This window comes from Methylobacterium sp. Leaf361 (assembly GCF_001424445.1).
Lineage (GTDB): Bacteria > Pseudomonadota > Alphaproteobacteria > Rhizobiales > Beijerinckiaceae > Methylobacterium.
The window spans coordinates 17,272-41,936 of the sequence record NZ_LMPY01000022.1; the positions used below are offsets into that span (position 1 = coordinate 17,272).

A 24,665-nucleotide genomic window follows, 5' to 3' on the forward strand; every position below is an offset into this window, starting at 1 on the left:
ACAGGGGCGCATCCTTCACCAACGCGGAGTAGCCCCTTGGCCGAGTCCAGCACCTTCACGCGCGAGATGATCGGAGCCCCGACCGCTCGCGGCCAGACGGCCGAGTTACTGGAGGGATCGTCCCTCCGGGGCCATCGAACGCCCAGCATCGAGCAGAACGCGAACTTTGCGCATCGCATGCAGAATGATGTCGGGCTGGGCCACATCGTTCGGATGCTCAGCAGCGAAGCTGTCCATCGCCTCCGAAATCTGATCCTCGATTGCATCCATCAGGGCAAGGCCGTCCGATCCCTCGCGACGCAGGTGAGCTCCTGCCAGCGTCAGGTAGGCAGCACTTGCGAGGAGAAACGCAATGCCATTGGCCTCCTGCGCGGCGGCAGAAGCATTCTCACCGCAACTTGCGATGCTGTCCGAGCGCTCGTCGATCATCAGTGTGCGCCTCTGAGTTTCACTCAACGCATGTATGAACTGATCTTGTGGCGCGGATCATCGCTGAATAATGCGCACTATTTGAAAAATTGCGCCCTTGATACAATACAGAGATGCGAAGCGGCCATCAAAGTTCACTCTGGAGTTGCAGCGACGCCAATGCCGTTTCGGACGTCGATCTTCGCGACGGGAGGCGCGCGTGGCTGAGATGCTACTTGCCCTCGAGCGGATCGTTGAGCCCAGGTCCCTCGATTTCGGATACGATGCCAGTCGGACGATCGCCGCCCGAGAGGTGGCCGTCCGGAGGCTCCTGCAGCGGGCCGCCCTCCTCGATGAACTTCTCCCTACTGGCCTTCTCACCTGCAGCAACGTCTTTCAGGGACGGAGAAACGCCGTCGTTTTTGCCCTCGGTCATCGCGCTCTCCCTCGCCAGCATGGAGGCGTCGGACAGCTTCAGCCACGGCGTGGTCAGATGCCGCCCGTGGACAGCAGGTTAGCCATCCGCTCCATACAGATTGAAGTAATCAGCGGCTTCATGCGTTCCGGCTTCGGCCGGTCGACAGAGGCTGCCGATGCCGAGGGCGTGACAAGGGATCTGTCAGGCGGGGTGATGGAGGCGCGCCATGATTGAACCCTCACAAATCGACACTGCCGGCGTCACGCGTTCACCGATCTGGTTCTGTTTAATTACTGCTCGCTCCGCCCAGAAAAGCGCCGACTACTGCGACGCACAAGACTATAACGATGATGCCCAGTGCCGCAGTAATTGCGCGCTGGTGCCGGCGCGCCGCAAACAGAACAAAACAACCCGTCAGAAATGTAGCTGTCAGAACTATAGGCGAGTCGAAGATCTGCATGGACTGGTATACCGTCGGGTAAACGTGCGCTCCCGTCTCGCACTGATCCAGCTCGGCGGTGACGATCGCGGAGGAATCCGAGCGCCATGGTGCATCCTGACGCTCCTAGAAGGGCTCCTTCGGTACAGGGACAGTGGGGGGCGGCTCTGGCTGATCTGCCAGGTCACTGCGCACGCGAAGGCCTTCTGGAGAGCCGTCGTCCGGCGTTCGAACCCGGTCGGGGATCGTAGCAGTCGTTTTGGGCATATTCGACAAGCCGTCCTGAGTACCGATGGGAGGATCGGCAACAGTTTGTGCGACAGCAGGAATGCTGATTGCCAGAGCTGCTACAGCAGAAAATTTGTAAAGGGAGTACATTTCAATCTCCTCCGCACGGGGTCAAATGTTGGTATCAGACAATTAATCGAAATCTCGATCATCAAGATCGATCACACCATTAGCGATGCCATCGCGCGCGTACCTCCTACCAGCAGCGTCTTCGATTTCGCCTTGGCAGCTTTCAAAAAGATCGATTGGCTCGGAGTCCTCGTCGCCGAAGCAGTCTCGCAGTGTGGCGATCGGAATTCTGCAAGGGAGAAGCCTGCGCCCGTCCGACATCGCGAAACGAACATGCTCTCGCGTGTTCGCATCAATAACCGGGGGCCATCCCGGGTAACCAACGATCATCATGGCACGCCTCAGCGGTTTTTTTCAGCCCCCCAAAAATACCTGTTTCATAGACAACGGGCCATCGACACAAAACGAGCCGCAAACGGCAAGCTTTATTTTAGATCCGCCGACTTTGACCCTAAGAAAATCCGGAGCCTTCGGGGCCTTATCGAAACGAAACGAGTTGACGTCTCCCCCGCTCGCGCCTTCCGCAGCCCCCTGATTGGCCGGCGGCCGCTCGCCCCGGCCGACGCGCTCGAAATCGCGGGTGCAGCATGACGAACCATGCACTGAAGCGCTTCCCGCTCCCGATCGCCGAGCGCCTCCAGGTCGGTGAAGCGACCCGAGCAATGCGGGAAATTGATGCTGACTCGTCCCTCGCCAGAGGGGCCATGATGGCGGGCCGGAATTTCGCCATGAGCGAACGTGTGGCTCAGCAGCTGAACTTCAGCTCCAACTTACGACCATCTCGCCAGACCACCTCGCAGAGTTGGTCCAGGCACAGACCTTCCGAGATCAACCGGAGAACCGTCGGAACAATGGCGCCCGGATCCACCTCAATCGTCGCGCCGGTCTTATCAAGGTCCCAGACGAGGCAATCGCGACATACCTGCGGTTTTCCAAAATATATTCGTCCAGTTTTGAGGGCCGCTTTTCGCGGCGGCCTCGCGAAAAATCCGTTCAATAAAAATCCAATCTTCGAAAATAGCCCCATCGATATAGTAATTTTGGAGCGATTAGGTTCCGAAGCCATCATTTGTTCTGTAGCCGCCACATCTGCGGAGAGCCCCGTATGGCCCGTGCTCCTAAGCCCCTCCCGCCGCCGACCGACGACGAGCGCCGCCGCGCCGGTGAAGCGGCCCGGGCTCTGCGCGAGGCCATCGCCGACCCGTCGACTATGGGCGCGAAGACCGCGGCGCACGTCGACCTCGCGCGACCGCGCCGCGGCGAATGGTGGGAAAGCTGGGCCAACCTGGCCGGCTTCCACCGGATCAACGGCAAGGCCGGCCGCTACATCCACGCGCTGCTGCCGCGATGGAGCTTCGCGCGAGCCGAGATCGTCGCCGAGATGATCCCGGACCTCGAGGCGCTGGCGGAGCGTGGCGTGCGGCCGACCGAGGACACGAGCGGGAGGGCAGCGTGAGCGTCGGTGGTCGACTGATCGAGATCCTACCCATGCGCTTGCCGGACAGCGGGACCGACGTGCTGCGGCTGTGGGTTGTGGCAAAGAATGCCGGCGGCCCCGGGGTGCACGACGAGATATGCGTCTACGCCGAGCCTCAGGAGAACCTGCCAAAGCTCGGCGACGAAGTGTGGTGGCAGGGTCGGCGCATCTACTTCGACGGAGACCGGCAGCACCTCGTCCGGATTGGCTACTCGTTCCCGGCGCCGGTGGCTGTCGAGCAGGATCGGGGAGGGAGCAGTGCCGCGTAACGTTCGGGCGGTCGAGCGAGCAGAGCCGACCTGCCTCTATCCGGATGAGAAGGAACTCGCCGAGATCATCATGGGGCCGTCCCGCTCGAAGGGCTGGACCGGGCTTGCTGTGGTTCTGGAGCGCGGCGGCTTCCCTCGGATCGATCCGCAGTTCGGCGGTCGCTACTGGCCGGCCGTGAAAGCCTTTCTGGACCGGCGGAATCATGTCGGCGACGATGCCGGCGCTCGGCGGCCGCGCCGGGAATAGGAGATCCACATCATGACAGCCGAGGATGCGCTCTACAGCCCAGGGCTGAAGCGCATGAAGCGCCATAACGGGCGCATCGATCTCTACTGGGTGGCCGACGAGAAGCTCGTCGCGAAGGGCTACCCGACCAAGACAGTCCGGATCCCGAGCGACATGCCGCCTGAAGGCATCGCCGCCCGGTGCCAGATCCTGCAACAGGAGATGCTGGAGTGGGCAGGTGGCTTCGCGCCGTCCAAGAACTCTGCCGTCCCGGGCACCCTCGAGTGGGTGTGCCGCGCGTTCGAGACCGACACGGACTCGCCCTATCACGACAGGCGCCAAGCGACCCGCGTCTTCTACTCGAAGTACATCCGCACGTTGGTCGACACGGCCGGTCACATGCACCTCGCCAACATTCTGGGTCGGGACGTGCGCCGCTGGCACAAGGACTGGAGCGCCTCGACGGGCGAGCGGAGCGCTTATGCCTGCATCCAAACACTGCGCCGGGTCGTGAGCTACGGCTGCGAGCTGCGGAACGCCGACGCGATTGAGTTGGCGGCCGTGCTGGAGCGGACCGAGTTTCCGATGCCGCGGAAGCGCAAGCACCGGCCGACCTTCGAGCAGATCGTGGCGCTCCGCAGAGCCGCGCATGCGGCGGACCGGCCGAGCATCGCGCTTGCCGTGGCGCTCCAGTTCGAGCTCGGCCTGCGTCAGAAGGATGTGATTGGGGAATGGGTGCGGCCGACCCCGGCCGAGCGGGCGGCGATCACCGGCGCGATCACCGACGGCGTCTGGGTCTGGCAGTGGGGGCTGACCTGGAATCACATCAACGCCGAGCAGCTCCTTGAGAAGCCGACGTCGAAGTCGAATGGGCGAGAGGTCGCTGCGCACGATCTGCGGCTGCACCCGGAGATCCTCGCCGAGCTGCCGGCGCGCGGGGTCGGGCCGGTGGTGATCGACGAGCGGTCCAAGCTGCCCTGGAAGGCGACGCACTTCTCGCACACGTTCCGGAAGATCGCCCGCGCTGCCGGCTGGCCGGATGACCTCTGGAACATGGACAGCCGAGCCGGCGCCGTGTCGGAGGCCTTCGAGGCGGGAGCAGACGCGACCGACGTCATGCGAACGGCCACACACACGCAGATGTCGACGACGATGATCTACAACCGCGGAGGGGTGGTCCAATCAAGCCGCGTCGCCGAATTGCGAGCTGCCCGGCGGAAAGGACGCGAACAGGGCTGAAACAAGCCTCGGTAACAGGGGGCCAATTCGCGGTAACGCGAAGCTATCGCCCCGGCTGCTCTAAGCGCCTGATTGTATTGGGAGAAGTGTTGGCTCCCCGAGCAGGACTCGAACCTGCGACAAGGCGATTAACAGTCGCCTGCTCTACCAACTGAGCTATCGGGGATCACGAGGGGGTCTCTACACACCGGGATGGCGGGACGCAAGGGCCTCGATGCACGATCCGCGTCCAAACCGACGCGCTGCGCCCCCCGACACAGCGCGTGGCGCCTCCCGCGGAGGTCGGGAGGCCCGGAATGTGACTGATCGGCAACATCGTCGCCGAGGCCCGTCGCCTGCTCTGCCGGTCCGCGGCCGGTGGAAGTCATCCGTCTGTCGTCTCCCGCTCCTACGGGGACCGCTTGCCGGCGCGCCGGTGTGACGACCCTGCCGCAATGCCGACCCATCGCTGCCTCGACCCACAGGACCCCTACGCCGAACGCGAGGTGCGCGTCGCCTTCGAGTGGAGCGCCGACCATCCCCGCCTGATCGCGGCCCTGGACGAGCACGAGGCCGATATCCTCCCCGACCTCGTGGAGGCCCAGCGCGACGATCTCCGTCGCGAGATCGTGGCCGCCCTACCGCTTCCGGAGCCGTGCATCCCAGGTCGGACCGAGATCCGCCTGCCGTGATCGCCGACCTGTGCCCCGCGCGGTCGGGCGCGCGGCGATCCAGCTTCGTCCGGGCGAAACAGTCCTCCTGCCTGCCGGCGCATCTGCCGACAGCGCTCGCGAGACTGAACTGACAATCCGGCACCGGCCGAGATCCACGAATTCTTCCTCCGATGAGCCCCTGGATGCTGAGGTTGAGCCGGGCTGCGCGATGGCAAAAATCTCGGAGCTTCGGAGTATAAGTTAAATGTTTTTGCCGGCTATATTTACCTGTTCAAAAAGATTTGCTTCGATATAGCTGCGGTCACACGAATCTCCGGCCAGAAGCGGCTCGTCGCCATGCGCATCTCACTCGGCCTGAAGCTCTCCGCGGTGATCGGGCTGCTGGCCCTGGTGGCGATCGGCATCGCTGCCTTCGCGGTTCGACAATCGAACTGGGAGCAGGAGCGGGCGGCCGCCACCGACCGGATCTGGAACGCCGGCCTTCAGGCGGGCGCCCTGGGGCAGGCGATCGAGCACGCGGTCGTGCAGGCCACGGCCCTCTACACCGCGGAGGACACGACGGAGGCGCGCACACGGCTGTCGGCGCTCCACGACGCCCTCGCCACCGTGGAGCAGGTGCGGGTGCCCTTCCTCGAGGCCATGGAGGATCAGCTCCCCGCCGACCGACGGCGGCGGTTCGACCTCTTCGTCAAGGAATTCGTCGCCTACCAGACCGATACGGCCGAACTCGGCCTGACGGTCTCGCCCAAGGCCGCGCTGATCCAGGCGACCGACGAGGCGACCGTGAAGAACCGCGAGCGCATAGTCGCCGAGATCGGCATTCTCGGACGGGAGGTGCTGAACCGCCTGAACGCCCGTCGCGCCGCGGACGCGGCCGACCGCCGTCGGGCGCGGATCACCCTGGTGGCCGTGCCGGCTGCGGCGCTGGCGTTCGGCCTCCTCGCGGCGATCTGGATCATCGTGAGCCTGGTGCGGCGGCCGCTGCATCGGCTCAAGGACGGGATGACGGCGCTCGCCGCCAACGATCTCGGCCGCGCGATCCCGTTCACGCACCGCCGCGACGAGATCGGCGAGATGGCCGCCGCCATCGCGGCGTTCCAGACGGCGCTGATCGAGAAGCGCGACCTCGACGCCGAGGCGCAGGCGCGGCGCGACCGCGACCGCAGCCGGGCGGAGGCCCTGGCCGCGGCCACGCGCACCTTCGAGGCCGAGACGCACCGCGCCGTCACCGATCTCGCCGACTCGGCCGAGGCGATGCAGGCGGCGGCCGACACGCTCTCGGGCAACGCGGGCGCGATGGCGGCCGAGTCGGCCGTCGTCGCCGGAGCGTCGCAGCAGAGCGCGGGCCTCGTCGACAGCATCGCCAGCGCGGCCGAGGAGCTCTCGGCCTCGGCGCGGGAGATCGAGGCGCGGGTCCGTCACACCAGCGCGATCGCCACCTCGGCCCTCTCCGACACGCAGGGGCTCAAGGAGACGGTGATGAGCCTCTCGCAGGCGGCCGAGGAGATCGGCGCCGTGGTCACGCTGATCCGCGAGGTGGCCGAGCAGACGAACCTCCTCGCGCTCAACGCCACGATCGAGGCGGCCCGCGCGGGCGCCGCGGGGCGGGGATTCGCGGTGGTCGCCGCGGAGGTGAAGGCGCTGGCCGGCCAGACGGCGCTCGCCACCGACCGCATCACCGGGCAGGTCGGGGCGATCCAGGGGGCCGCCGGGCGCACGGTCGGCGCCATCGGCACGATCGGCGAGACCATCGCCCGGATGAGCCTGATCGCCTCCGAGGTCGCGGACGCCACCGACCAGCAGGGGCAGGCCAGCCAGGAGATCGCGCGGGCGATCTTCGGCGCGGCCGCGGAGGCCCGGCAGGTCTCCGAGAGCGTGGCGGGCGTTCAGGCCGCGGCCGCGTCCAACGAGGCGCAGGCCGGGCAGGTGCGCGGCAGCGCCGCCCGGGTCAATGCCGGGACCCACAGCCTGCAGCGGGCGATCGAGACCTTCATGGTGGAGGTCCACGGCGCCTGACGGGCGCGCACCGGCCCGTCACGGCCGGCACAATCTGTCTGGGAAGGATGGAGGCCTCGCCCGGAATCGAACCGGGGTGCAAGGATTTGCAGTCCTCTGCGTAACCACTCCGCCACGAGGCCTTCCCGAACGGCGCTGCCGTTCCGTCCGGAGCTTGGCGGACAGCTCCGGGTGCGCGTCTCTAGCAGAGGTCGGCGGTCGCAGGCAACGGCCCCGAGGCCCGGATCGCGCGGACCGCGTCAGCTCTGCCAGACCCGCGGCATCGCCAGGCCGCGGTAGCCCGCGAGGAAGCGGGCGACGAGCCCGCGCAGGGGCCCGACCGCGTCGCCCAGCGCGCGGACCGCCAGATGGCCGTTCCAGGCGCTCGCCGCCGCCGTCGTCCCGGGCGACGCGGCCTCGGCCAGCCGGGTCCGCGCCTCCTCGAGGCGCGCCTCCGCCCCGGTGGAGAGGTCGAGGATCGTCGCGCAGGCGCGGGCGCCGCCGCCGATGGCCGGGCGAGCGAGGTGGTCGCTGATCGGCCCCTCCAGCAGGAGGTCGTCGGCGTAGGCGAGGCGCCCGCCCCGGCGGATCCGCCAGGAATCCGCGAACAGCCCGTCGCCGATCCGCTCGCCCCGGGCGGCGCGGCCGAACGCCACGACCTCCACGGCGAGCAGCGCGGCCCCCTCGGCGAGATCGGCCACGAAGCGCCGCCGCACCCGGGCCCGATCGAACAGGATCGTCTCCTGCGGCAACCAGGCGAGGCCGGCCCCCTCCCCCAGATGCAGCGTGTTGACGATGCGGCTCACGGGGCCGTCAGAGCGATAGATCTTCTCGGCCGCCGTCGTGGTCAGAACCAGCTCGGCCCCCGGTTCGAGCGTGAGGTCGATGGCGAAGGTGTCGCCGCAGGCGACGCCGCCCGCCGTGTTGACGAGGACCGCCTCCGGCGCGCCGGTCCCCCGGGGGAAGCGCAGCCGCGACGGCCCGGCTTCTGCCAGATCCAGGATGCGCGTCCCGCCGCCCGGACGGGCCAGTCCGACACGCAGCTGGACGCGCCCGTCCGAGCGCTGGCGCGCGGGCGCGGTCATCTCGGGCGCGGATGAGGGTGCGAGAGGGCCGTGCATCAGGCGCGCCCGGCCGGCTCTGCCGGCACGGCCTCGATCGGCAGGGTCGGCCGGTCGAGGATGCGCCGGCCGAACAGGCTGGCTACCAGCTCGACCAGCACCCGGGCGCTGCGGCCGCGCTCGTCGAGGAAGGGGTTGAGCTCCACCACGTCGAGGGAGCGGACCAGACCGGAATCGTGGAGCATCTCCATGATCAGATGGGCCTCCCGGAAGGTGGCGCCGCCCGGAACGGTGGTGCCCACGGCCGGGGCGATCGACGGATCGAGGAAGTCGATGTCGAGGCTGACATGGAGGTGCGCGCCCCGCGCGGCGACGCGGTCGAGCACCCGCCGCAGGGGCGCCACGACGCCGAACTCGTCGATCGTGCGCATGTCGGTGACGCCGACCCGGCGCGCCGTTACGAGGGCGCGCTCGCCGGCATCGATCGACCGGAGGCCGAACAGGTGGACGTCGGCGGGCGGCAGGGGCGCCGGCGCCGGCTCGGCGAACAGCGGCGGGAAGCCCGGCTCGCCGCACAGGGCGGCGAGCGGCATGCCGTGGACGTTGCCGGAGGGCGAGGTCGCCGGCGTGTTGAAGTCGGCGTGGGCGTCGAGCCAGAGGACGAAGACGGGCTGGCCGCGCCGCGCGCAGTGCCGCATCACCCCGTCGACGGAGCCCAGGGACAGGCTGTGGTCGCCGCCGGCGGTCAGCGGCAGCGCCCCCGCGTCGAGGGCGTCCTCCACGGCGCGGGACAGGGCCCGCGTCCAGGCGGCGACACCGTCCAGCCCGCGCGTCCCGGCGGGTCCGTCCGGGGCGACGTCGCCGCGATCCGCGATCGCGTGGCCGAGTTCGGCGAGCGCCCGCACCAGCCCGGCCGTGCGCAGGGCCGCCGGGCCCATGAGGGCGCCGGCCTCGCTGGTCCCGACCTCGATCGGGGCCCCGATCAGCGCGATGCTGCGCGCCCGGTCCGGCTGGTCTTCGCCGCTCATCCCACCTCCATCGCCGTCACGAAGCGACCGTTCTCCGCGGCCGCTCTACCACCCGGACTCATAACCGGCCGATGACGCCGACCGCGAGACGGGATCGGTCAGCAAGATCCGTGACGGTGTGTCCGGGGCGGCCGCGGGACGACGGGCTGCCCGAAACGGGCTGGCCGAAACTTGGCCGGATGCCGCGCATCCCTCAACGCCGCGCGGGCGTCCGTGACGACCCGCGCAGCGAAATCTTGCCGGAACGGGCGCTCGACCATTCACAACTTGGAATCATGGTGCTCAGACTGTTCTTTAAGTTGTATGTTCCGCGTTTGCTCAAGTTTTGAGCGGTGTATCGGTGTTTACGAGATTTTTATAAGGATTGGGCGATTGGTTCACGTCAAACCAATCTTCCAAAGAATACAGGGGCATCATGATCTCGCTATCGCGGCTGAGCACGCGCCTTCCCGCGACGACCGTCGGCCTGGCGCTCCTGAGCGCCACCGCCATGGGCGGATTCAGCTGGTACTCGGCGCGGGCGGGTCTGATGACCGCGGCCCACGAGCGCCTCGAACTCGCCGCGGCGGCGCGCCGGGACGCGATCGAGCTGGTGGCGGATCGGGCGCAGGCCGACTTCCTGGCGGTGGCGGCCCACCCGCAGATCGTCTCGAACTTCCCCGACCTGCTCGAGAACCTCGACCCGGCGAAGCCCGACACCGAGAGCGTCATCGCGGCGTTCCGCGCGCCGCAGACCGCCGAGGCGCGGGTCGCCCTCGACGGCAGCGGCATGTCGTCGATGTATGCCCGCCGGCACGTCAAGGTTCAGGAGGTGGCGCGCAAGCTCGTGGCCCAGCCGGGCTACGCCGACCTGATGTTCATCGATGACAACGGCCGGATCGACTACACCACGACGAAGGGCGCCGATTTCGGCAAAGCGGTCACGGAGGACGGCTTGGCGGGGACGGCGCTCGCGCGCCTCGTCGAGCGCCTGAAATCCGCCGACCCGGGCGCGGTCCTGTACGAGGATTTCGCCGCCTACGCGGTGGACGGGGTCCCGGCCGCCTTCCTCGGCCGCGCCATGACCAAGCGGGCCAACGTCGCCATGGGCACCGCGCAGGCGGCCGAGCGGATCGGCTTCATCGTCATGCGGGTCACGCCGGCCCTGTTCGACCAGACGCTGTCGAAGCGGACCGGTCTCGGCGACACGGGCCAGATCCTGGCGGTCGGCGCGGACGGCCTGCTGCGCAGCAACCCGCCGCTGAACCCCGGCGTGCGTGCCGGCGCGGGCCTCGCCGGGATCGGCCTCGCCGCCGACCGGGTCAAGGCCGGCGGTCCCGTCGACTTCGCGGCGGAGAACGGCACCCACATGGCGGCCGCCTCGCCGGTGACCGTCCTGGGCGCGCCCTGGACGGTGGTGGCGGAGCAGACCCAGGCCGAGGCGATCGACGCGGTCCAGGCCCTGTCGCGCACGCTGATCCTGACCGGCCTGTTCGTGCTCGCCGGAACGGCCCTGCTCGGCCTGCTGCTCGCCCGCTCGATCGTGGCGCCGCTCGGTGCCCTCACCCGCGCCCTCAAGGCCCTCGCCGATCGCCAGGCGCTGACCGACGTGCCGGGCAGCGCGCGGCGGGACGAGATCGGCGACATCGCCCGCGCCGTGGTCACGATCCGCGACATGTCGCTGGAGGAGGCCGCCCAGCAGCTCCAGACCACCGAGGCCGCGCGCCTGCGCGAGGAGCAGAGCCGGCGCGCCATGCTCAAGCAGCTGGCCGACGGCTTCGAGCACTCGGTCGGCGGCATCGTCGAGGGCCTGACCGGCGCCGTCACGGAACTTCAGGGCGCCTCGGACACGATGCGCGCCGCGGTCTCCAGCACCTCCGAGCGCTCGACCAGCGTCGCCGGGGCTGCGCAGCAGACCTCCGACAACGTCAACACCGTGGCGGCCGCGGCCGAGGAACTCGGCGCGACCGTCCAGGAGATCGGCCGGCAGGTCGAGCAGGCCGCCGGCATGTCCGCCACCGCCGTCGGCGAGGCCCGCCGGGCCGAGCAGACCATGACCGACCTCGCCGCCGCCGCGACGCGCATCGGCGACGTGGTCGGCATGGTCTCGACCATCGCCGGGCAGACGAACCTGCTGGCGCTCAACGCCACGATCGAGGCCGCCCGCGCCGGCGAGGCGGGCCGCGGCTTCGCGGTGGTCGCCGCCGAGGTCAAGGAACTCGCCGCGCAGACCACCCGCGCCACCGAGGAGATCAGCCGTCAGGTCGCCTCGATCCAGACGGTCACGGGCGACGCGGCCGGGGCGATCCAGGGCATCACCGCTCAGATCGAGGCGATGAACCAAGTGTCGACCAGCATCGCCGCCGCGGTGGACCAGCAGGGCGTCACCACGCAGGACATCGTGCGCAGCATGGGGCAGGCGTCGGCCGGCACCGGCACGATGACTCTGGAGATCGCCGAGGTCGCGCGGGTCGCTGGCGATGCCGGCGAGGCCGCGGACTCGGTCGCGCAGGCGTCCGACTCGCTGGCGACGCGCTCGGAGCAGCTCCGCGCCGAGGTGGCGCAGTTCCTCCGCAACGTGCGGGCGGCGTAGAAGCGAACGGGACCCGAGGCGGCCTCAGGCCGCCTCGGCCGGGAGCGGCGCGGGCTTGTGCGCCGCGCGCCCCGCGAAGGCCTGGGCGGCCAGGGGCAGCTCGATCGCCGCGCAGAGCCCGCCTTCGGGGCGGTTCTCCAGCCGCAGGCGCCCGTTATGGGCCTCGACGATGGCCTGCACGATCGAGAGGCCCAGGCCGAAGCCGCTGGCCTCGTTGAGATTGCGCGCCCGGTCGCCGCGCACGAAGGGCTGGAGCATCGCCTCGCGCTCCGCCTCCGGGATCCCCGGGCCGTTGTCCAGGATGCAGACCCGGACGCCGCGCTCGGAGGCCTCCATCTGCACGTCGGCCCGGCCGCCGTACTTCACGGCGTTGTCCACGAGGTTGGTCACCGCCCGCTGGAGTTCCTCGGGCCGGCCCTGCACCAGGACGTGCCGGCTGCGGCTGACGCTGACCGGGGCGCCGAAATCCGAGAAGTCGTCGCAGACCGTCTGCACCACCGAGGCGAGGTCCACGAGGCTGTGGCTGTTCGCGTCGCGGATCTGGCCGTCGCGCACGAAGGAGAGCGCCGCCTCGACGAGGCCGTTCATCTGGTCGAGGTCGCGCAGGGTCGAGGCCCGGGCGTTCTCGTCCTCGATGAACTCGGCGCGCAGGCGCAGCCGGGTGATCGGCGTGCGCAGGTCGTGGCTGATCGCCGCCAGCATCTGCGTCCGGTCGTCGATCAGGCGGCGGACGCGCGACCGCATCCGGTCCAGCGCCCGCGACACGGCGAGCACCTCGCGCGGCCCCGCCTCCGGCAGCGCCACGTGGTCGTCGCGGGCGCCGAAAGCTTCCGCCGCGCCCGCGAGCCGCTTCAGCGGCGCCGTGAGGGCGCGCGTGGCCCAGACGCAGAGCAGCGCCAGCGTCAGCGCCAGGAACACCACGGTGAAGATCAGCGCGCCCTGGCGAGGTCCCCGCAGAGGATCGTTCGGCAGCGTCGCCTGGACCCGCACACCCGCCGGCGTGACGATGCCGATATGGAGGCGGCCGTCCGACTTGTCGCGCGCCGGATCGGCCGCGGCGAGGTCGGTGATCGTGACCGGCCGGCCGGCGCCGTAGCGCAGCTTGCGGATCACCGGCAGGTCGGGGGCCGGCTTCGCCCCCGGCGGCACCGTCCCGTCCCAGGGCTCGACTTGGATCAGCGGCAGGCTGCGGCCGCTCGCCAGCAGCGCCGGTCGCGCCGCCGGGTCGGCGGCGTCCATGAGCCTCACCAGAACGCCGAGGCGGCTCGCGGCCACGCCCGGCAGCGTGTCGGGATTCTGCGACTCGTGCAGCATCAGGAACGCCGCGGTGGCGACCACGTGCGCCACCGCGATGCCGGCGACCACGAGCAGCGCGATCTGGCCCGCGATGGTCTTCGGACGCAGCCGCGCGCGGAGCCGCCCCAGCCCGCTCATGACCGCGTGACCTCCGGCGTGAACAGGTAGCCCCCGGAGCGGATCGTGCGGATGAACTCGGGGTTGCGGGTGTCGCGCTCGATCTTCTGGCGGATCCGGGAGATCAGCACGTCGATGCTCCGCTCGAACGGGCCCGCGGCCCGACCCTGGGTGAGGTCGAGGAGCTGGTCCCGCGACAGCACCCGCCCCGGCCGGAGGCAGAGGGCGTGGAGGAGGTCGAACTCCGCACCGGTGATCGAGATCCGCGCACCCTCGGGCGAGAGGACCTGACGCAGGGAGACGTCCAGCGTCCAGCCCGAGAAGTGCAGGCGCCGCCGCTCGTCGGCGTCCGGCGCCTCGGCGGCGACCCGGCGCAGGATGGCACGAATGCGGGCGAGCAGTTCCCGCGGGTTGAACGGCTTGGCGAGGTAGTCGTCGGCGCCGAGTTCGAGGCCGAGGATCCGGTCCACGTCCTCGGATTTCGCGGTCAGGATCAGGATCGGGATCTGCGAGGTACCGCGCAGGCGCCTGCACAGGCTCAGACCGTCCTCGCCGGGAAGCATCAGGTCGAGCACGATGAGGTCGATCCGCGCCTCCGCCAGGACCCGGTCCATGTCGGCGCCGTCGCCGGCCAGCGTGACGCGGCAATCGTTGCCGCGCAGGTAGCGCGCGATCAGCGCCGAGATCTCCCGATCGTCCTCGACGACGAGGATGTGGGGTGTTGCGGGTGCGCTCATCGCGAAGGAATCGGTCTGCGGTTCGGCCTGCATCATCAAGCTATTATGACCCCGTCCGCCGATTATTCGAAGATGGGGCACGGAACCATTTTGTAAGCGCGTGTTTCCCGCACGGACCTGAACTGAGTTGCCGCACGGCGTCACATCACAGGGGGGAACGATGACCGGAACCGAGGATCGGAAGGACCTGATCGCGCCGAAGCCGCCGGAACTCGCCTCGCCCTGGCGCACCGAGGCGCGGGCGGCGCTGCAGGAAGAGGCCCGGGCCTTCGCCCGCGACACCGTCCTGCCGCTCGCCGACGAGCTCGACCGTCACAAGGCCGAGATGCCGCGTTCGCTCATCGACGCCATGGCGGAGAAGGGCTGGTTCGGCATCACGATCCCGGCGGAGCACGGCGGCCTCGGGCTCGGCGTGTTCGAGTACTGCCTCGTCTCGGAGGAGCTGGCCCGGGCCTGGCTCTCGGTGGGCAGCATCCTGGCCCGCGGTCAGGGCCTCGGCACCCAGACCCTCGACCCGGACCGCCGGGCGGAGCTGATCCGGCGCTCGGCCCGGGGGCAGTGGATCGGCTCGATCTCGCTGTCGGAACCCGATGCCGGGTCCGACCTCGCCGGCGTGCAGACCCGCGCGGTGCGCGACGGAGACCGGTGGCGGATCACCGGGACCAAGCGCTGGGCGGGATTCGCCAAGGGCGCCGACTTCATCGAGGTCCTGGCCCGGACCCGCGACCCGGAGCCGGGTGAGTCGCGCTCGGCCGGCCTCGAGCCGTTCCTCGTGCTCAAGGAGCGCGACAGCTTCCCGCCCGGCGTGACCGGCCGGGTGATCGACAAGATCGGCTATCACGGCTTCCAGACCTTCGAGCTGAGCCTGGAGGACGTGTGCGTGCCGGAGAGCGACCGGCTCACCGGGCTCTACGGCGACCAGGGGGCGGACGCGGATTCCGGAGGGTTCGCCGCCGTCCAGCGCGGCCTCAACATCGCCCGGGTGCACACGGCGGCCCGGGCCGTCGGCGTCGCACGCGCGGCGGTCGAGGATTGCCAGAGCTACCTGCAGGAGCGCGTCCAGTTCGGACACCCGATCGGCGACTTCCAGGCGCTGCGCTTCGCGCTGGCCGACATGGCCGCCGAGGTCGCGCAGGCGCGGGCCTTCTGGCATCAGGTCGCCCACCTCCTCGACCAGGGCGAGGCCGCCGAGAGCGAGTCGGCGATGGTGAAGCTCTTGGCCACCGAGATGGCGGTTCGGGTCACCAACCAGGCGATGCAACTCCACGGCGGCAACGGCTACACCACCGAGCGCCGGGTCGAGCGCTACTGGCGCGACGCGCGGCTGACGACGATCTTCGAGGGCACGAGCGAGATCCAGCGGCGGATCATCAGCGACCGCATGCTGCCGCGGCCCGGGGCCTGACCGAACGGGAGCGATCGCGCGCGGCCGTGCGGCGAATCGTCGATCGGGACTCCCCGCCCGGCGCCGCCCGGCTACCTCAGGACTCTGTCCTGCCCGGCGGACCGGGTGCCGCCATCCGGAAGCCCCGTGTCGAAGCCCATCAGCGATTACGCCCTCATCGGTGACACCCATTCCTGCGCGCTGATCGCCCGGGACGGCTCCATCGACTGGCTGTGCTGGCCGCGCCACGATTCGCCGGCGCTGTTCGTGAAGCTCCTCGACGACGAGAAGGGCGGATCGTGCAGCCTCGCCCTCGACGGCCCGACCGGGAGCGCGCGCCGCTACCTGCCGGACACCAACATCCTGGAGACGACCTTCACCACGGAGACCGGCCGGGCGCGCCTCGTCGACCTGATGCCCGTCAACCCGCCGAGCCCGGAGCCCGACGAGGGGCCGGACGGCGAGAGCGAGAGCCGCCTGATCCGGCTGCTGACCTGCGAGCAGGGCCGGGTCTCGGGCGTGTTCCGGATCCGTCCGACCTTCGACTACGCCCGCCGCCCCTGCACCCCGCTGGTCGAGGGCGGGTCGGTCCTGTTCGAGGCCGGTGACTGGCGCGTGCGGGTCAACGCGCACGCGTGCCCGACCCTCGCGGGCGACGCGGCCGAGGTCCGCTTCGACCTCGCGGAGGGCGAGACCGCCTACCTGGTCCTGACCCACGGCGAGGACCAGGACGAGGCCTGCATCGAGGATTTCGCCGGCGCCCAAAGGCGGCTGGAGTCGACCGCCGATTACTGGCGCCGCTGGTGCGCCCGGAGCACCTATCGCGGCGCCTACCGGGACGCGGTGATGCGGTCCGCCCTGTGCCTGAAGCTGCTGACCTACTCGCCCTCGGGCGGGATCGTGGCGGCGGCCACGGCCGGCCTGCCCGAGGCGGTCCCGGGCAACCGCAACTACGATTACCGCTTCACCTGGATGCGGGACGCCGCCTTCACGGTCACCGCCTTCGTGATGCTGGGCTACGTCCGCGAGGCGTCCGAGTTCCTGCGCTTCCTGCGCGAGCGCGACGGCACCTTCGGGCGGGAGACGCGGCTCATGTACGGCATCGCCGGCGACATGCCGCCGGAGGAGGCATTGAGCCACCTCGCCGGCTGGAACGGCGTGGGGCCGGTGGTGATCGGCAACATCGCCGAGTGCCAGGACCAGCACGACATCTACGGCGAGCTGCTCCGGGCCCTGTGCGTCTTCCTCGAGGCGGTCGATTACGACCCGCCCGAGAAGGTCAACGACCGGCTGCCGGAGGTGCTGGACAACCTCACTGCCCGGGCCATCCGTCACCGCCACGACGCGGATAACGGCATCTGGGAGCTGCGCACCGGGCCGCGCCAGCAGGTCCACACCAAGGCGATGATCTGGGTCGCCCTGCGGGACGCGGCCCGGATCGCCCGCAACATCGCGGGCGTGCCGGAGGCGAAGATCGCCGAGTGGGAGCGGATCGCCGCCGAGGTCCGGTCGGAATACCTGGAGAAGGGCTGGAACGCCGAGAAGCGGGCCTATGTCGGCGCCTACGATTCGCACCACCTCGACGCCGCGGTCCTGCGCGTCGCCCTGTTCGGGGCCCTCGACCCGCGGGAGCCGCGCATGCGCGAGACCCTGGCGGCGGTCGAGCGCGAACTGGGCGTCGGCGACCTGATCTACCGCTACCGCATGGAGGACGGGCTGGAGGGCGACGAGGGCACGTTCACGGCCTGCGCGTTCTGGCGGGTCGGCTGCCTCGCCCTCGACGGGCGGACCGGCGAGGCCAGGGCCGCCTTCGAGCGCCTGATCGCCCGGTGCAACGATGTCGGGCTGCTCGCCGAGGAGATCGACCCGGCCACCGGGGCGCAGCGCGGGAACACGCCGCAGGGCTTCTCCCACATGGCCCTGATCAACGCCGCGCTGCGGCTGGAGGACAGCATCGCGCGCTTCGGCGTGGACGACGGGGCGGAGACCGTCACGCGGTCGGCCGCCGAGTAGCGGCGCCCCGGCCCCCGGCACGGGCCGGTCCGCGCCACGTCGCCGTTGACCAAGCGAGTGTCGCTGGCGTGGCAGCGGGCGGCCGGTCCGGCGACGATAGTTTCGGGGCCTGAATGGCTCCGGAGGTCCCATGCTCGACGTGACGCCGACCCCTCTGCAGCGTCTCTGGTGCGAGCGCCGTCGCGGCTACAGCCTGCCGGCCGAGTTCTACCTGAGCCCCGAAGTCTTCAAGGCCGACATGGCGGTCATCTTCGGCCGCCACTGGATCTACGTCGGCGTCGAGCCCGACGTGCCGGAGGCCGGCGACGTCATGGTCGTCGACATCGGCAAGACCTCGGTGGCGATCGTCCGGGACGACGACGGCGCCGTGCGGGCCTTCCACGATAGCGCCTACGATCCCGCCGGCCGGGCCGCCCGGATCGCCGCGGCCCTGACGGCGCTCGATCCGCGGCACGTCCTGTTCCCGGAATCCATAGACGGCGGCGACGTCGCCCGCCGGGTCGCGGTCCGGCTCGGCGCGCTGCTGTTCACCCAGGCCGAGGGCGTCTCCGCCTCCGGGCTGGTCCGCCCGGCGCGGGGCCGCAGCGTCGAGCAGCGGGCCGCGCCGGGCCTGCTCGCCACCGTCGCCCCGGACGCGGTGGCCGAGTATGCCGGGCCGCCCCGGGAAGCGCGGCCGCTGGCGGTCGCGGTGGCGAAGCCCGCGCCCGCCGGGACGGCGGTCCTCTCGGTGCGGCACGTCCCGGCAGACCCCGCCACGGTGCCGCTCGCCCTCGCCGCGTTCGTCACCGCGGCGGGCAGCGGCGTCACCGACCTCGACGCGTTCCGGCAGCTCGTCGCGGCGCTCCGCGCGACCCCGGGCGCGAGCCGGGTCCTGTGCGATTCCGGGCAGATGCCGCGCCGGACCCAGGTCGGCGCCTCCAGCACCATCCTGGCGGCGACCTGCTACCTCGCCCTCGGTATCTCGGGCGCGCCGCAGCACCTGCAGGGTGTCGCGGGCTGCGAGCACGTCGTGGCAGTCAACACCGACCTGCACGCGGCGATGATCGAGCGGGCGGGCCTCGCCATCGTGCAGGACGCGCAGGCGGTCATGCCCGCCCTGCTGCGGCTCCTGGCCGAGGAAGCCGCGTGCCCGGTGGGCAGCCCGTGACCAGCGTCGTGCTCCTCTCCGCGGGACGGCATCCGGTCTCGGGCGCGACGGCCCTGCCGCGGCTGGAGGCCCAGGCGATCCGCCTCGCGACGGGCCTCGGCGAGGCCGTGAGCCTCCACGCCGGGCCGGCCGCGGCCGCCGTCGCGGACGCGCTGGGCCACGGCCTGTCCCGGATCGTCCACGTCCGCGTGCCGGCGGGGGGCAGATCCGGTGCCGGCCCTCTCCGCGCGCCTCGCGGGGATGGCGCCCGGCCTGATCCTCGCGGGCCGTCGCGGGCAGGGGGCGACGAGACCGGGATGGTTCCCTACGCGGTCGCAGAGGCCCTCGACTGCCTCCTGATCCCCGATATCGTCGCCCTCGCGCCCGGCGACGCGGGCGAATTATCCCTCGACCAGACCCTCGGCCGCGGTGCCCGCCGCCGCGTGCGCCTGCGCGGTCCGGTCCTGGCCACGATCCATCCCGACGCGCCCGCGCCGCTCCCCTTCGCCTACGGGCAGGCGCCGCACGGCGTGATCGAGACCGTTGCGGGAGACCCGGCCGCGGCGGCGGCCCCCGTCCCGGTCTTCGAGGAGCGCCCCTATCGCCGCCGGCCGAAAATCGTGAAAGGTGCGCCGTCCGGCGGCTCGGCGGGGGAGCGGCTGAGGGCGGCGACCGGAGCGGCCGCGTCCGGCGGCGGGCGCCTTCTCGTCCGTCCCGAGCCCGACGAGGCCGCCCCGGAGATCCTGGCTCACTTGCGCCGGATCGGCGTCCTCGGCCCGCCGGCCCGCAAATCCCGATGAGGAACCCGATGGCTATGACCTCCGACGATCTCCTGGCCCGGCTGCGCGCGCTCGGGGTCGCCTACAAGCTCTACGAGCACGCGCCGGTCCTGACCGTCGAGGCGATGATGGCGGCCTGCGGCGACATCGTCGGCGCGCACACCAAGAACCTGTTCCTTCGCGACGGCAAGAAGACGTACTTCCTCGTCACGCTCCGTCACGACGCCCAGGTGGACCTGAAGGCGTTCCGGGCCGTCCTCGGCGCGCGGGGCGGCCTGTCCTTCGCCAGTGCCGAGGCGCTCGGCGCGCAGCTCGGCGTCGCGAGCGGCGCGGTGTCGCCGCTCGCCGCCCTCAACGCCGCGCCGGGCAGCGTGCGGATCTTCGTCCAGGACAGCCTGCTCGCGGAGGCGCGGATCAACGTCCATCCCCTGGTGAGCACGCGCACCCTCAACCTCGCGCCCGACGACCTGCTGGCCGCGCTCCGCGCGGAGGGTCACGCGCCGGAGCCGTTCGCGCTGCCGGGGGCGTCGCAGGCGGCCTGACACGGTCCCCTGCGAGGCCGCGCGGGACGTCGCGCTCAGCAGGCGGCGACGTTGACCGCGAGGCCGCCGAGGGAGGTTTCCTTGTACTTGGCCTGCATGTCGTGGCCGGTCTGGCGCATCGTCTCGATGACCTGATCGAGGCTGACGAAATGCACCCCGTCGCCGTGGAGGGCGAGGGATGCGGCCGCCACCGCCTTGTTGGCACCGAAGGCGTTGCGCTCGATGCAGGGGATCTGGACGAGCCCCCCGATCGGGTCGCAGGTCATGCCCAGATGGTGCTCCATGGCGATCTCGGCGGCGTTGGCGACCTGCCGCGCGTCGCCCCCGAGGACGGACGCGAGCCCGGCCGCCGCCATGGCGGCCGCGGAGCCGACCTCGCCCTGGCAGCCGACCTCGGCGCCCGAGATCGAGGCCCGGCGCTTGATCAGACCGCCGATCGCCGCGGCGGCGAGGAGGTAATCGCGGCCGCGCGCCTCGCTCCAGCCGGGATAGAAGTCGACGATGTAGCGCAGCACCGCCGGCACGATCCCGGCCGCACCGTTGGTCGGCGCCGTGACGATCCGGCCGCCGGACGCGTTCTCCTCGTTCACCGCCAGGGCGAACAGGCTGATCCAGTCCATGATCTCGTGGGCCGGCCGGCTGTTCGTGAGGCGGTTCGCCTCGAGGGTCTCGTGCAGGCGCTTCGCGCGCCGCCGGACCCTGAGGCCGCCGGGCAGCTCGCCGTCCATGCGCAGGCCACGACTGATGCAGGCCAGCATGGCGTCGCGGACGGCGTCGAGCCCGGCCTCGATCTCCGCCTCGCCGCGCAGGGCGCGCTCGTTGGCCATCTGGACCTGCGGGATGGTGAGGCCGGTCTCGGCGCAGATCCGCAGCAGGTCGGCACCGCTCTCGAACGGGTGGGGCACCGCGACGGCGCCGCGGCCGCCGGTCTCCCCCGCCCCCTCCTCCTCGACGAAGCCGCCGCCGACCGAGTAGCAGACCACCTCGTCCAGCACGGCGCCGTCGGCGTCCAGGGCGCGGAAGCGCATGCCGTTGGTGTGGCGGGGCAGGACCTCGGCGAAGTTGAAGACAAGGTCCTTCGTCGTGTCGAAGGCGACGCCCGGCAGGCCGATGGCGCCGGTCTCGGCCAGGGTTCGCGTGTAGCCCGTCACGGCGTCCGGATCGACGGTCGCGGGCTCGTGGCCGAGCAGGCCGAGGAAGATCGCCACGTCGGTGCCGTGGCCGCGCCCGGTCCAGGCGAGGGAGCCGAAGATCTCCGCGGACACCCGCGCGACGCCGGCCCGGCCGGAGACGCGGTCGCGGAAGCGGCGCGCGGCCACCATGGGCCCGATCGTGTGGGAACTCGACGGGCCGATCCCGATCTTGAACAGATCGAAGGCGCTGATCATCGCGCGGCGGCTCTCTCCAGCGGGCCGGCCCCGAAGGCGGCTTCCTGCAGCAAGCCATACACGTAGGTCGCGAAGGACCGCCAGCACTCAACCCGGTATGTCGGGACCGGGCCGGGGCGACGGATCAGCACGATCTCGGCTTTGCCGAGGAGCGTGCGGGTGACGCTGCCCGCCGGGAAGGCAGCGTCGCCGAGGTCGAGGGGGCAGCCGGCGTTGAGGGCGATCGCGGCCGCGTCCCCGCGGACGTCGATCCCGACATTGCGGTGCGACACGTCCACGAGGGCGTGCGTCCGGCCGGCGAGGTCGGTGCTCACGGCGGCGGCCAGGATGTCAGCATCGGTCTCGGGCGCGTCGATCAGCCACTCGTCGGGGCCGAGGCGGGCGATCCACCGAGTCTCGTCGCCCGACAGGGTGTTGATCGGGCGGTCGAGGGGGAAACCGGCCGCCGACGTGCGGGGACCGCGCAGGCGCAGGGAGAAGCGCGCCTCGGCTTCGGCCGGCCGGATCAGGAGTCCGGCGCCGGCCGGCGCCTCGGTGCGGCCGAGCGGGAGCGCCCGGGCGGTGCGGTAGCGTGCCTCAAGCATGGATGCGCTCCCCCTTGGGATCGAAGAACACTGGCTCGGCCACGGTCGCGGTGGTGAAGCCGTCCGGGGTCGTGACGTGGAGGGTCCGGCCGAGCAGGTCCCGCCCGCCCGTCACGAGGGCCAGCGCGATGGAGCGGTCGCAATTCGCGCTCCAGTAGCTCGAGGTGACGTGGCCGAGCATCCGCATCGGGATCGGCTGGTTCGGGTCGGCGACGACCTGGGCGCCCTCGTCGAGGACGCATCGCGGGTCGTCGGTGACGAGCCCGATCAGCTGCTTGCGGCCGGAGGCGACCCCGTCGGGCCGGGCGAGCGAGCGCTTACCGACGAAATCCGTCTTCGCCTTGGCGATCATGCCGGCCAGCCCGACAGCGTCCGGGGTGACGGTCCCGTCCGTCTCCTGACCGACGATGATGTAGCCCTTCTCGGCCCGGAGCACGTGCATCGTCTCGGTCCCGGGTCGCGAGGCCCTCGCGCAGCTCCAGCCGAAGATCTTGCTCACGCTCGCTAAGGTAATACGACCCATATGGTTACGATCTCTGCGATCTATTGCATTTTACAGTCGTCGATTATTACCCTGAGCTGAGCGAGCTTTTTATCAATGACAATGAAAAGCTACCGGCGGCCCCCTCACGGGCTTGCCTTTCTGCGACGCTTTCTGGCGGGAAGACGACACCTCCGGAATTTTACCGTCATGAATTCACAATGCACTGCAGCATTGGTGCCGATTTAGACAGCGATGAGAACATATTGTGCAGGAACGGCCGCGTTCCTTTGCAGGCGTATCGTTCGCGGCGCCGCCGCTTGTTCTTCACGCTCCCGCGATCATCGACTCGGTCACGCGGACCGCACGGTTCGCGCCCGGGCACGACGTCGCCGGATCGACGGCGATCCGAGAGGCTGACGATCGTTCTGCCGCAACGGTGAGCGGCACATCTGCGTCGAGGCCGAGTCCCGTTCCCGCGCGTCCGCACCGGATGCCCCAGTCCGCCTGACTCGGCGGCCCCGATGGGCTACGAGGCGTCCGGCCGAAGCAATGGACGCGTGGATGCGGTTAGAGATCGAGCGGAAGTTCCTCGTGGCAGGCGCGGGCTGGCGCGACGCGGCCACATCCATTCGGCACCTGAAGGACGGCCTGGTCGGTCATTTCGCGCGCGGGAAGGTCCGGGTGCGGCTCGACGGCGAGCGTGCCTGGCTGACGGTCAAGGGCGCCCGCGAAGGCATCGCCCGCGCGGAGTTCGAGTACGAGATCCCGCATGCCGACGGCGCCGCCATGGTCGATCAGGTGTGCACCGGCAACGTGATCGAGAAGTTCCGCTACTGCGTGCCGCACGACGGGCTGACCTGGGAGGTCGACGTCTTCCAGGGGTCGCTGGCCGGGATGGTCCTGGCCGAGGTCGAGCTCGCGCGGGCCGATCAGTCCTTCAGCAAGCCCGCTTGGCTCGGCGAGGAGGTGACCGGCGACCTGCGGTTCCGCCAGTCCACCCTGCTCCATCTCTGCTGCGAGGCCGGCCGGCCGATCACGATGGACGACGTGCTGCGGCTGCCGGTGGCCGCTTAGCGACGCGGCCGCGCTCAGCCCGTGCTGCGCAGGGCGCGGTCGAACAGGGCGCCAATCGCCGCCCAGCCGCGCTCCGCGCCTGCGCGATCGTGGACGGGGAAGTCCGGCATCATCCAGCCGTGCGCGGCGGGATAGGTCTCCGCCGCATACCGGACACTGGCTCGCGACAGCGCCGTCTCCAGCCGCTCGGCCATCGCGGACGGGTAGCTTCCGTCGTTCTCGGCGGCCGCGATATACACCTCGGCCCTCAGCGTGGGTGCCAGACGATGCGGGCTCGCAGGTTCCTCGGTCGCGAGATTGCCGCCGTGGAAGCTGGCGACGGCGGCGAACCGGTCCGGATACGTGCCGGCCGCCGTGATGGCCATGCGGCCGCCCATGCAGAAGCCTACCGCCCCGACCGCGCGCCCCGCGACGTCGTCGCGCGTGTCGAGATAGGCGAGGAGCGCCGCTGTATCGGTCGCGGCCTTGAGATTGTCCGTCGTCGCCATCAGCGGGCCGAGGATCGCTCGGAAGTCGCCTTTGAACACGTCCGCGGGGACGAAGGGGCCATAGGGCCCGTAGCGGTAGAAGAGGTCCGGTAACAGAACGAGATAGCCGCCGGTCGCGAGCCGCCGCGCCATGTCGACGAGGGCCGGTCGGATACCGCCGGCATCCATGTACAGGATCACGGCCGGCCAGGGCCCCGCGCCGTCCGGCGCGACGACGTGCGTCCCGCATACGCCGTCCTCGGTCCGGATCGCGACGTGCTCGTTGACCATGCTCGGTTCCTCGACGGGGCGCCCACACGTTCTGCGCCCGCCTTCGGAAAATCGCCAGGCCGTCGACCGCACCCCACGTCTCGGGCCGCCGGTCGCCATGAGCGAGGAGAAGGCCCGTGACCTGATCCGGTCCGGTGGTGCTGCGGCGACGGTCCTCGCCTGCGACCGAGCTATCCCGGTCGCTCCGCCGCGAAGCCAGCTGTCTGACGCGTTCCCGGCGCGGTCCGGTTTCGGTTTGTGG

The 24,665-nt window shown here is 70.5% G+C and carries 22 protein-coding genes, 2 tRNA genes and 2 pseudogenes; 13 read left to right on the top strand and 13 right to left on the bottom strand.

All coding sequences use genetic code 11. The features are described from left to right. Positions 1-105: 105 nt before the first annotated feature. The 3 genes from ASG32_RS15735 to ASG32_RS32635 form a co-directional block, all read right to left on the bottom strand. Entirely contained in the window at positions 106-429 is a 324-nt protein-coding gene (locus ASG32_RS15735) for a hypothetical protein (RefSeq protein WP_056527877.1), read from the bottom strand. 211 nt (positions 430-640) lie between these two features. After that, on the bottom strand, positions 641-844 hold the full coding sequence (locus ASG32_RS33930) for a hypothetical protein (RefSeq protein WP_157861986.1): 204 nt from the start codon (positions 842-844) through the stop codon (positions 641-643). Between the two features lie 841 nt (positions 845-1,685). Continuing rightward, positions 1,686-1,955 (bottom strand): DUF1488 family protein, encoded by a 270-nt coding sequence (locus ASG32_RS32635; RefSeq protein WP_082557911.1) that lies wholly within the window; start codon positions 1,953-1,955, stop codon positions 1,686-1,688. Positions 1,956-2,727: 772 nt separating this feature from the next. Between ASG32_RS32635 and ASG32_RS15745 the strand changes: the two genes are divergently transcribed. The 4 genes from ASG32_RS15745 to ASG32_RS15755 all read left to right on the top strand — a co-directional run bounded on the left by ASG32_RS15745 (position 2,728) and on the right by ASG32_RS15755 (position 4,833). Beyond that, a complete protein-coding gene (locus ASG32_RS15745) occupies positions 2,728-3,078 on the top strand; it encodes a hypothetical protein (protein ID WP_056527882.1) in 351 nt (116 codons plus the stop codon). Next, positions 3,075-3,368 (top strand): hypothetical protein, encoded by a 294-nt coding sequence (locus tag ASG32_RS33380; RefSeq protein WP_107351958.1) that lies wholly within the window; start codon positions 3,075-3,077, stop codon positions 3,366-3,368. The genes ASG32_RS15745 and ASG32_RS33380 overlap by 4 nt, the downstream gene beginning before the upstream one ends. Then, positions 3,358-3,615, top strand: coding sequence for a hypothetical protein (locus ASG32_RS15750; protein WP_107351959.1), 258 nt, complete (start codon positions 3,358-3,360; stop codon positions 3,613-3,615). Before ASG32_RS33380 ends, ASG32_RS15750 begins: the two co-directional genes overlap by 11 nt. Positions 3,616-3,705: 90 nt before the next feature. Next, entirely contained in the window at positions 3,706-4,833 is a 1,128-nt protein-coding gene (locus tag ASG32_RS15755) for an integrase (protein ID WP_244491992.1), read from the top strand. A 90-nt stretch (positions 4,834-4,923) separates the two neighbouring features. Here ASG32_RS15755 and ASG32_RS15760 read toward each other — a convergent pair. Then, positions 4,924-4,999: transfer RNA gene (locus ASG32_RS15760), tRNA-Asn, on the bottom strand. 268 nt (positions 5,000-5,267) lie between these two features. Between ASG32_RS15760 and ASG32_RS15765 the strand changes: the two genes are divergently transcribed. Both ASG32_RS15765 and ASG32_RS15770 read left to right on the top strand, forming a co-directional pair. Beyond that, on the top strand, positions 5,268-5,504 hold the full coding sequence (locus tag ASG32_RS15765) for a hypothetical protein (protein WP_056527886.1): 237 nt from the start codon (positions 5,268-5,270) through the stop codon (positions 5,502-5,504). A gap of 318 nt (positions 5,505-5,822) precedes the next feature. After that, the gene (locus ASG32_RS15770; RefSeq protein ID WP_056527889.1) at positions 5,823-7,502 is read left to right on the top strand and encodes a HAMP domain-containing methyl-accepting chemotaxis protein; all 1,680 of its coding nucleotides are present in this window, start codon (positions 5,823-5,825) and stop codon (positions 7,500-7,502) included. A 48-nt stretch (positions 7,503-7,550) separates the two neighbouring features. Here the strand turns inward: ASG32_RS15770 and ASG32_RS15775 are convergent. The 3 genes from ASG32_RS15775 to rocF form a co-directional block, all read right to left on the bottom strand. Beyond that, positions 7,551-7,624: transfer RNA gene (locus ASG32_RS15775), tRNA-Cys, on the bottom strand. 117 nt (positions 7,625-7,741) lie between these two features. Beyond that, the gene (locus ASG32_RS15780) at positions 7,742-8,602 is read right to left on the bottom strand and encodes an urease accessory protein UreD (RefSeq protein WP_056527892.1); all 861 of its coding nucleotides are present in this window, start codon (positions 8,600-8,602) and stop codon (positions 7,742-7,744) included. Beyond that, positions 8,602-9,570 carry an arginase gene (gene rocF, locus ASG32_RS15785; RefSeq protein ID WP_056527896.1) on the bottom strand — a complete coding sequence of 323 codons (969 nt, stop codon included), beginning with the start codon at positions 9,568-9,570 and terminating at the stop codon, positions 8,602-8,604. Before rocF ends, ASG32_RS15780 begins: the two co-directional genes overlap by 1 nt. Positions 9,571-9,985: 415 nt before the next feature. Between rocF and ASG32_RS15790 the strand changes: the two genes are divergently transcribed. Further along, the gene (locus tag ASG32_RS15790; protein WP_056527899.1) at positions 9,986-12,142 is read left to right on the top strand and encodes a methyl-accepting chemotaxis protein; all 2,157 of its coding nucleotides are present in this window, start codon (positions 9,986-9,988) and stop codon (positions 12,140-12,142) included. Positions 12,143-12,166: 24 nt separating this feature from the next. On the opposite strand, the gene ASG32_RS15795 is transcribed toward ASG32_RS15790, so the two are convergent. Together ASG32_RS15795 and ASG32_RS15800 are read right to left on the bottom strand one after the other, a co-directional pair. Further along, positions 12,167-13,576, bottom strand: a complete 1,410-nt coding sequence (locus ASG32_RS15795; RefSeq protein ID WP_056527902.1) for an ATP-binding protein — start codon at positions 13,574-13,576, stop codon at positions 12,167-12,169. Next, positions 13,573-14,328, bottom strand: coding sequence for a response regulator (locus ASG32_RS15800; RefSeq protein ID WP_020092151.1), 756 nt, complete (start codon positions 14,326-14,328; stop codon positions 13,573-13,575). Before ASG32_RS15800 ends, ASG32_RS15795 begins: the two co-directional genes overlap by 4 nt. A 124-nt stretch (positions 14,329-14,452) precedes the next feature. Between ASG32_RS15800 and ASG32_RS15805 the strand changes: the two genes are divergently transcribed. The 5 genes and pseudogenes from ASG32_RS15805 to ASG32_RS15825 all read left to right on the top strand — a co-directional run bounded on the left by ASG32_RS15805 (position 14,453) and on the right by ASG32_RS15825 (position 20,136). Then, positions 14,453-15,697, top strand: coding sequence for an acyl-CoA dehydrogenase family protein (locus tag ASG32_RS15805; RefSeq protein ID WP_056527905.1), 1,245 nt, complete (start codon positions 14,453-14,455; stop codon positions 15,695-15,697). Between the two features lie 126 nt (positions 15,698-15,823). Then, positions 15,824-17,689, top strand: a complete 1,866-nt coding sequence (locus tag ASG32_RS15810; RefSeq protein WP_056527908.1) for a glycoside hydrolase family 15 protein — start codon at positions 15,824-15,826, stop codon at positions 17,687-17,689. A gap of 130 nt (positions 17,690-17,819) precedes the next feature. Then, positions 17,820-18,836: an FAD-binding protein gene (locus tag ASG32_RS15815; RefSeq protein ID WP_082557912.1), complete on the top strand. Its 1,017-nt coding sequence runs from the start codon at positions 17,820-17,822 to the stop codon at positions 18,834-18,836. After that, positions 18,833-19,615: pseudogene (locus tag ASG32_RS15820) on the top strand (electron transfer flavoprotein subunit beta). Before ASG32_RS15815 ends, ASG32_RS15820 begins: the two are co-directional and overlap by 4 nt. A gap of 8 nt (positions 19,616-19,623) precedes the next feature. Next, the gene (locus ASG32_RS15825; RefSeq protein WP_056527911.1) at positions 19,624-20,136 is read left to right on the top strand and encodes a prolyl-tRNA synthetase associated domain-containing protein; all 513 of its coding nucleotides are present in this window, start codon (positions 19,624-19,626) and stop codon (positions 20,134-20,136) included. A 35-nt stretch (positions 20,137-20,171) separates the two neighbouring features. Here the strand turns inward: ASG32_RS15825 and ASG32_RS15830 are convergent, their stop codons facing one another. From ASG32_RS15830 to ASG32_RS15840, 3 genes and pseudogenes are all read right to left on the bottom strand, one after another. Then, positions 20,172-21,524: an L-serine ammonia-lyase gene (locus tag ASG32_RS15830; RefSeq protein ID WP_056527914.1), complete on the bottom strand. Its 1,353-nt coding sequence runs from the start codon at positions 21,522-21,524 to the stop codon at positions 20,172-20,174. Further along, a complete protein-coding gene (locus tag ASG32_RS15835) occupies positions 21,521-22,108 on the bottom strand; it encodes a sarcosine oxidase subunit gamma family protein (RefSeq protein ID WP_056527917.1) in 588 nt (195 codons plus the stop codon). Before ASG32_RS15835 ends, ASG32_RS15830 begins: the two co-directional genes overlap by 4 nt. After that, positions 22,101-22,562: pseudogene (locus ASG32_RS15840) on the bottom strand (glycine cleavage T C-terminal barrel domain-containing protein); the annotation flags it as partial. The pseudogene ASG32_RS15840 and the gene ASG32_RS15835, both read right to left, overlap by 8 nt. 591 nt (positions 22,563-23,153) lie before the next feature. Here ASG32_RS15840 and ASG32_RS15845 point away from each other — a divergent pair. After that, the gene (locus ASG32_RS15845; protein ID WP_056527951.1) at positions 23,154-23,666 is read left to right on the top strand and encodes a CYTH domain-containing protein; all 513 of its coding nucleotides are present in this window, start codon (positions 23,154-23,156) and stop codon (positions 23,664-23,666) included. Positions 23,667-23,680: 14 nt separating this feature from the next. Here ASG32_RS15845 and ASG32_RS15850 read toward each other — a convergent pair whose 3' ends face one another. Continuing rightward, positions 23,681-24,496 carry a dienelactone hydrolase family protein gene (locus ASG32_RS15850; RefSeq protein ID WP_244491993.1) on the bottom strand — a complete coding sequence of 272 codons (816 nt, stop codon included), beginning with the start codon at positions 24,494-24,496 and terminating at the stop codon, positions 23,681-23,683. Positions 24,497-24,665 lie beyond the last annotated feature (169 nt).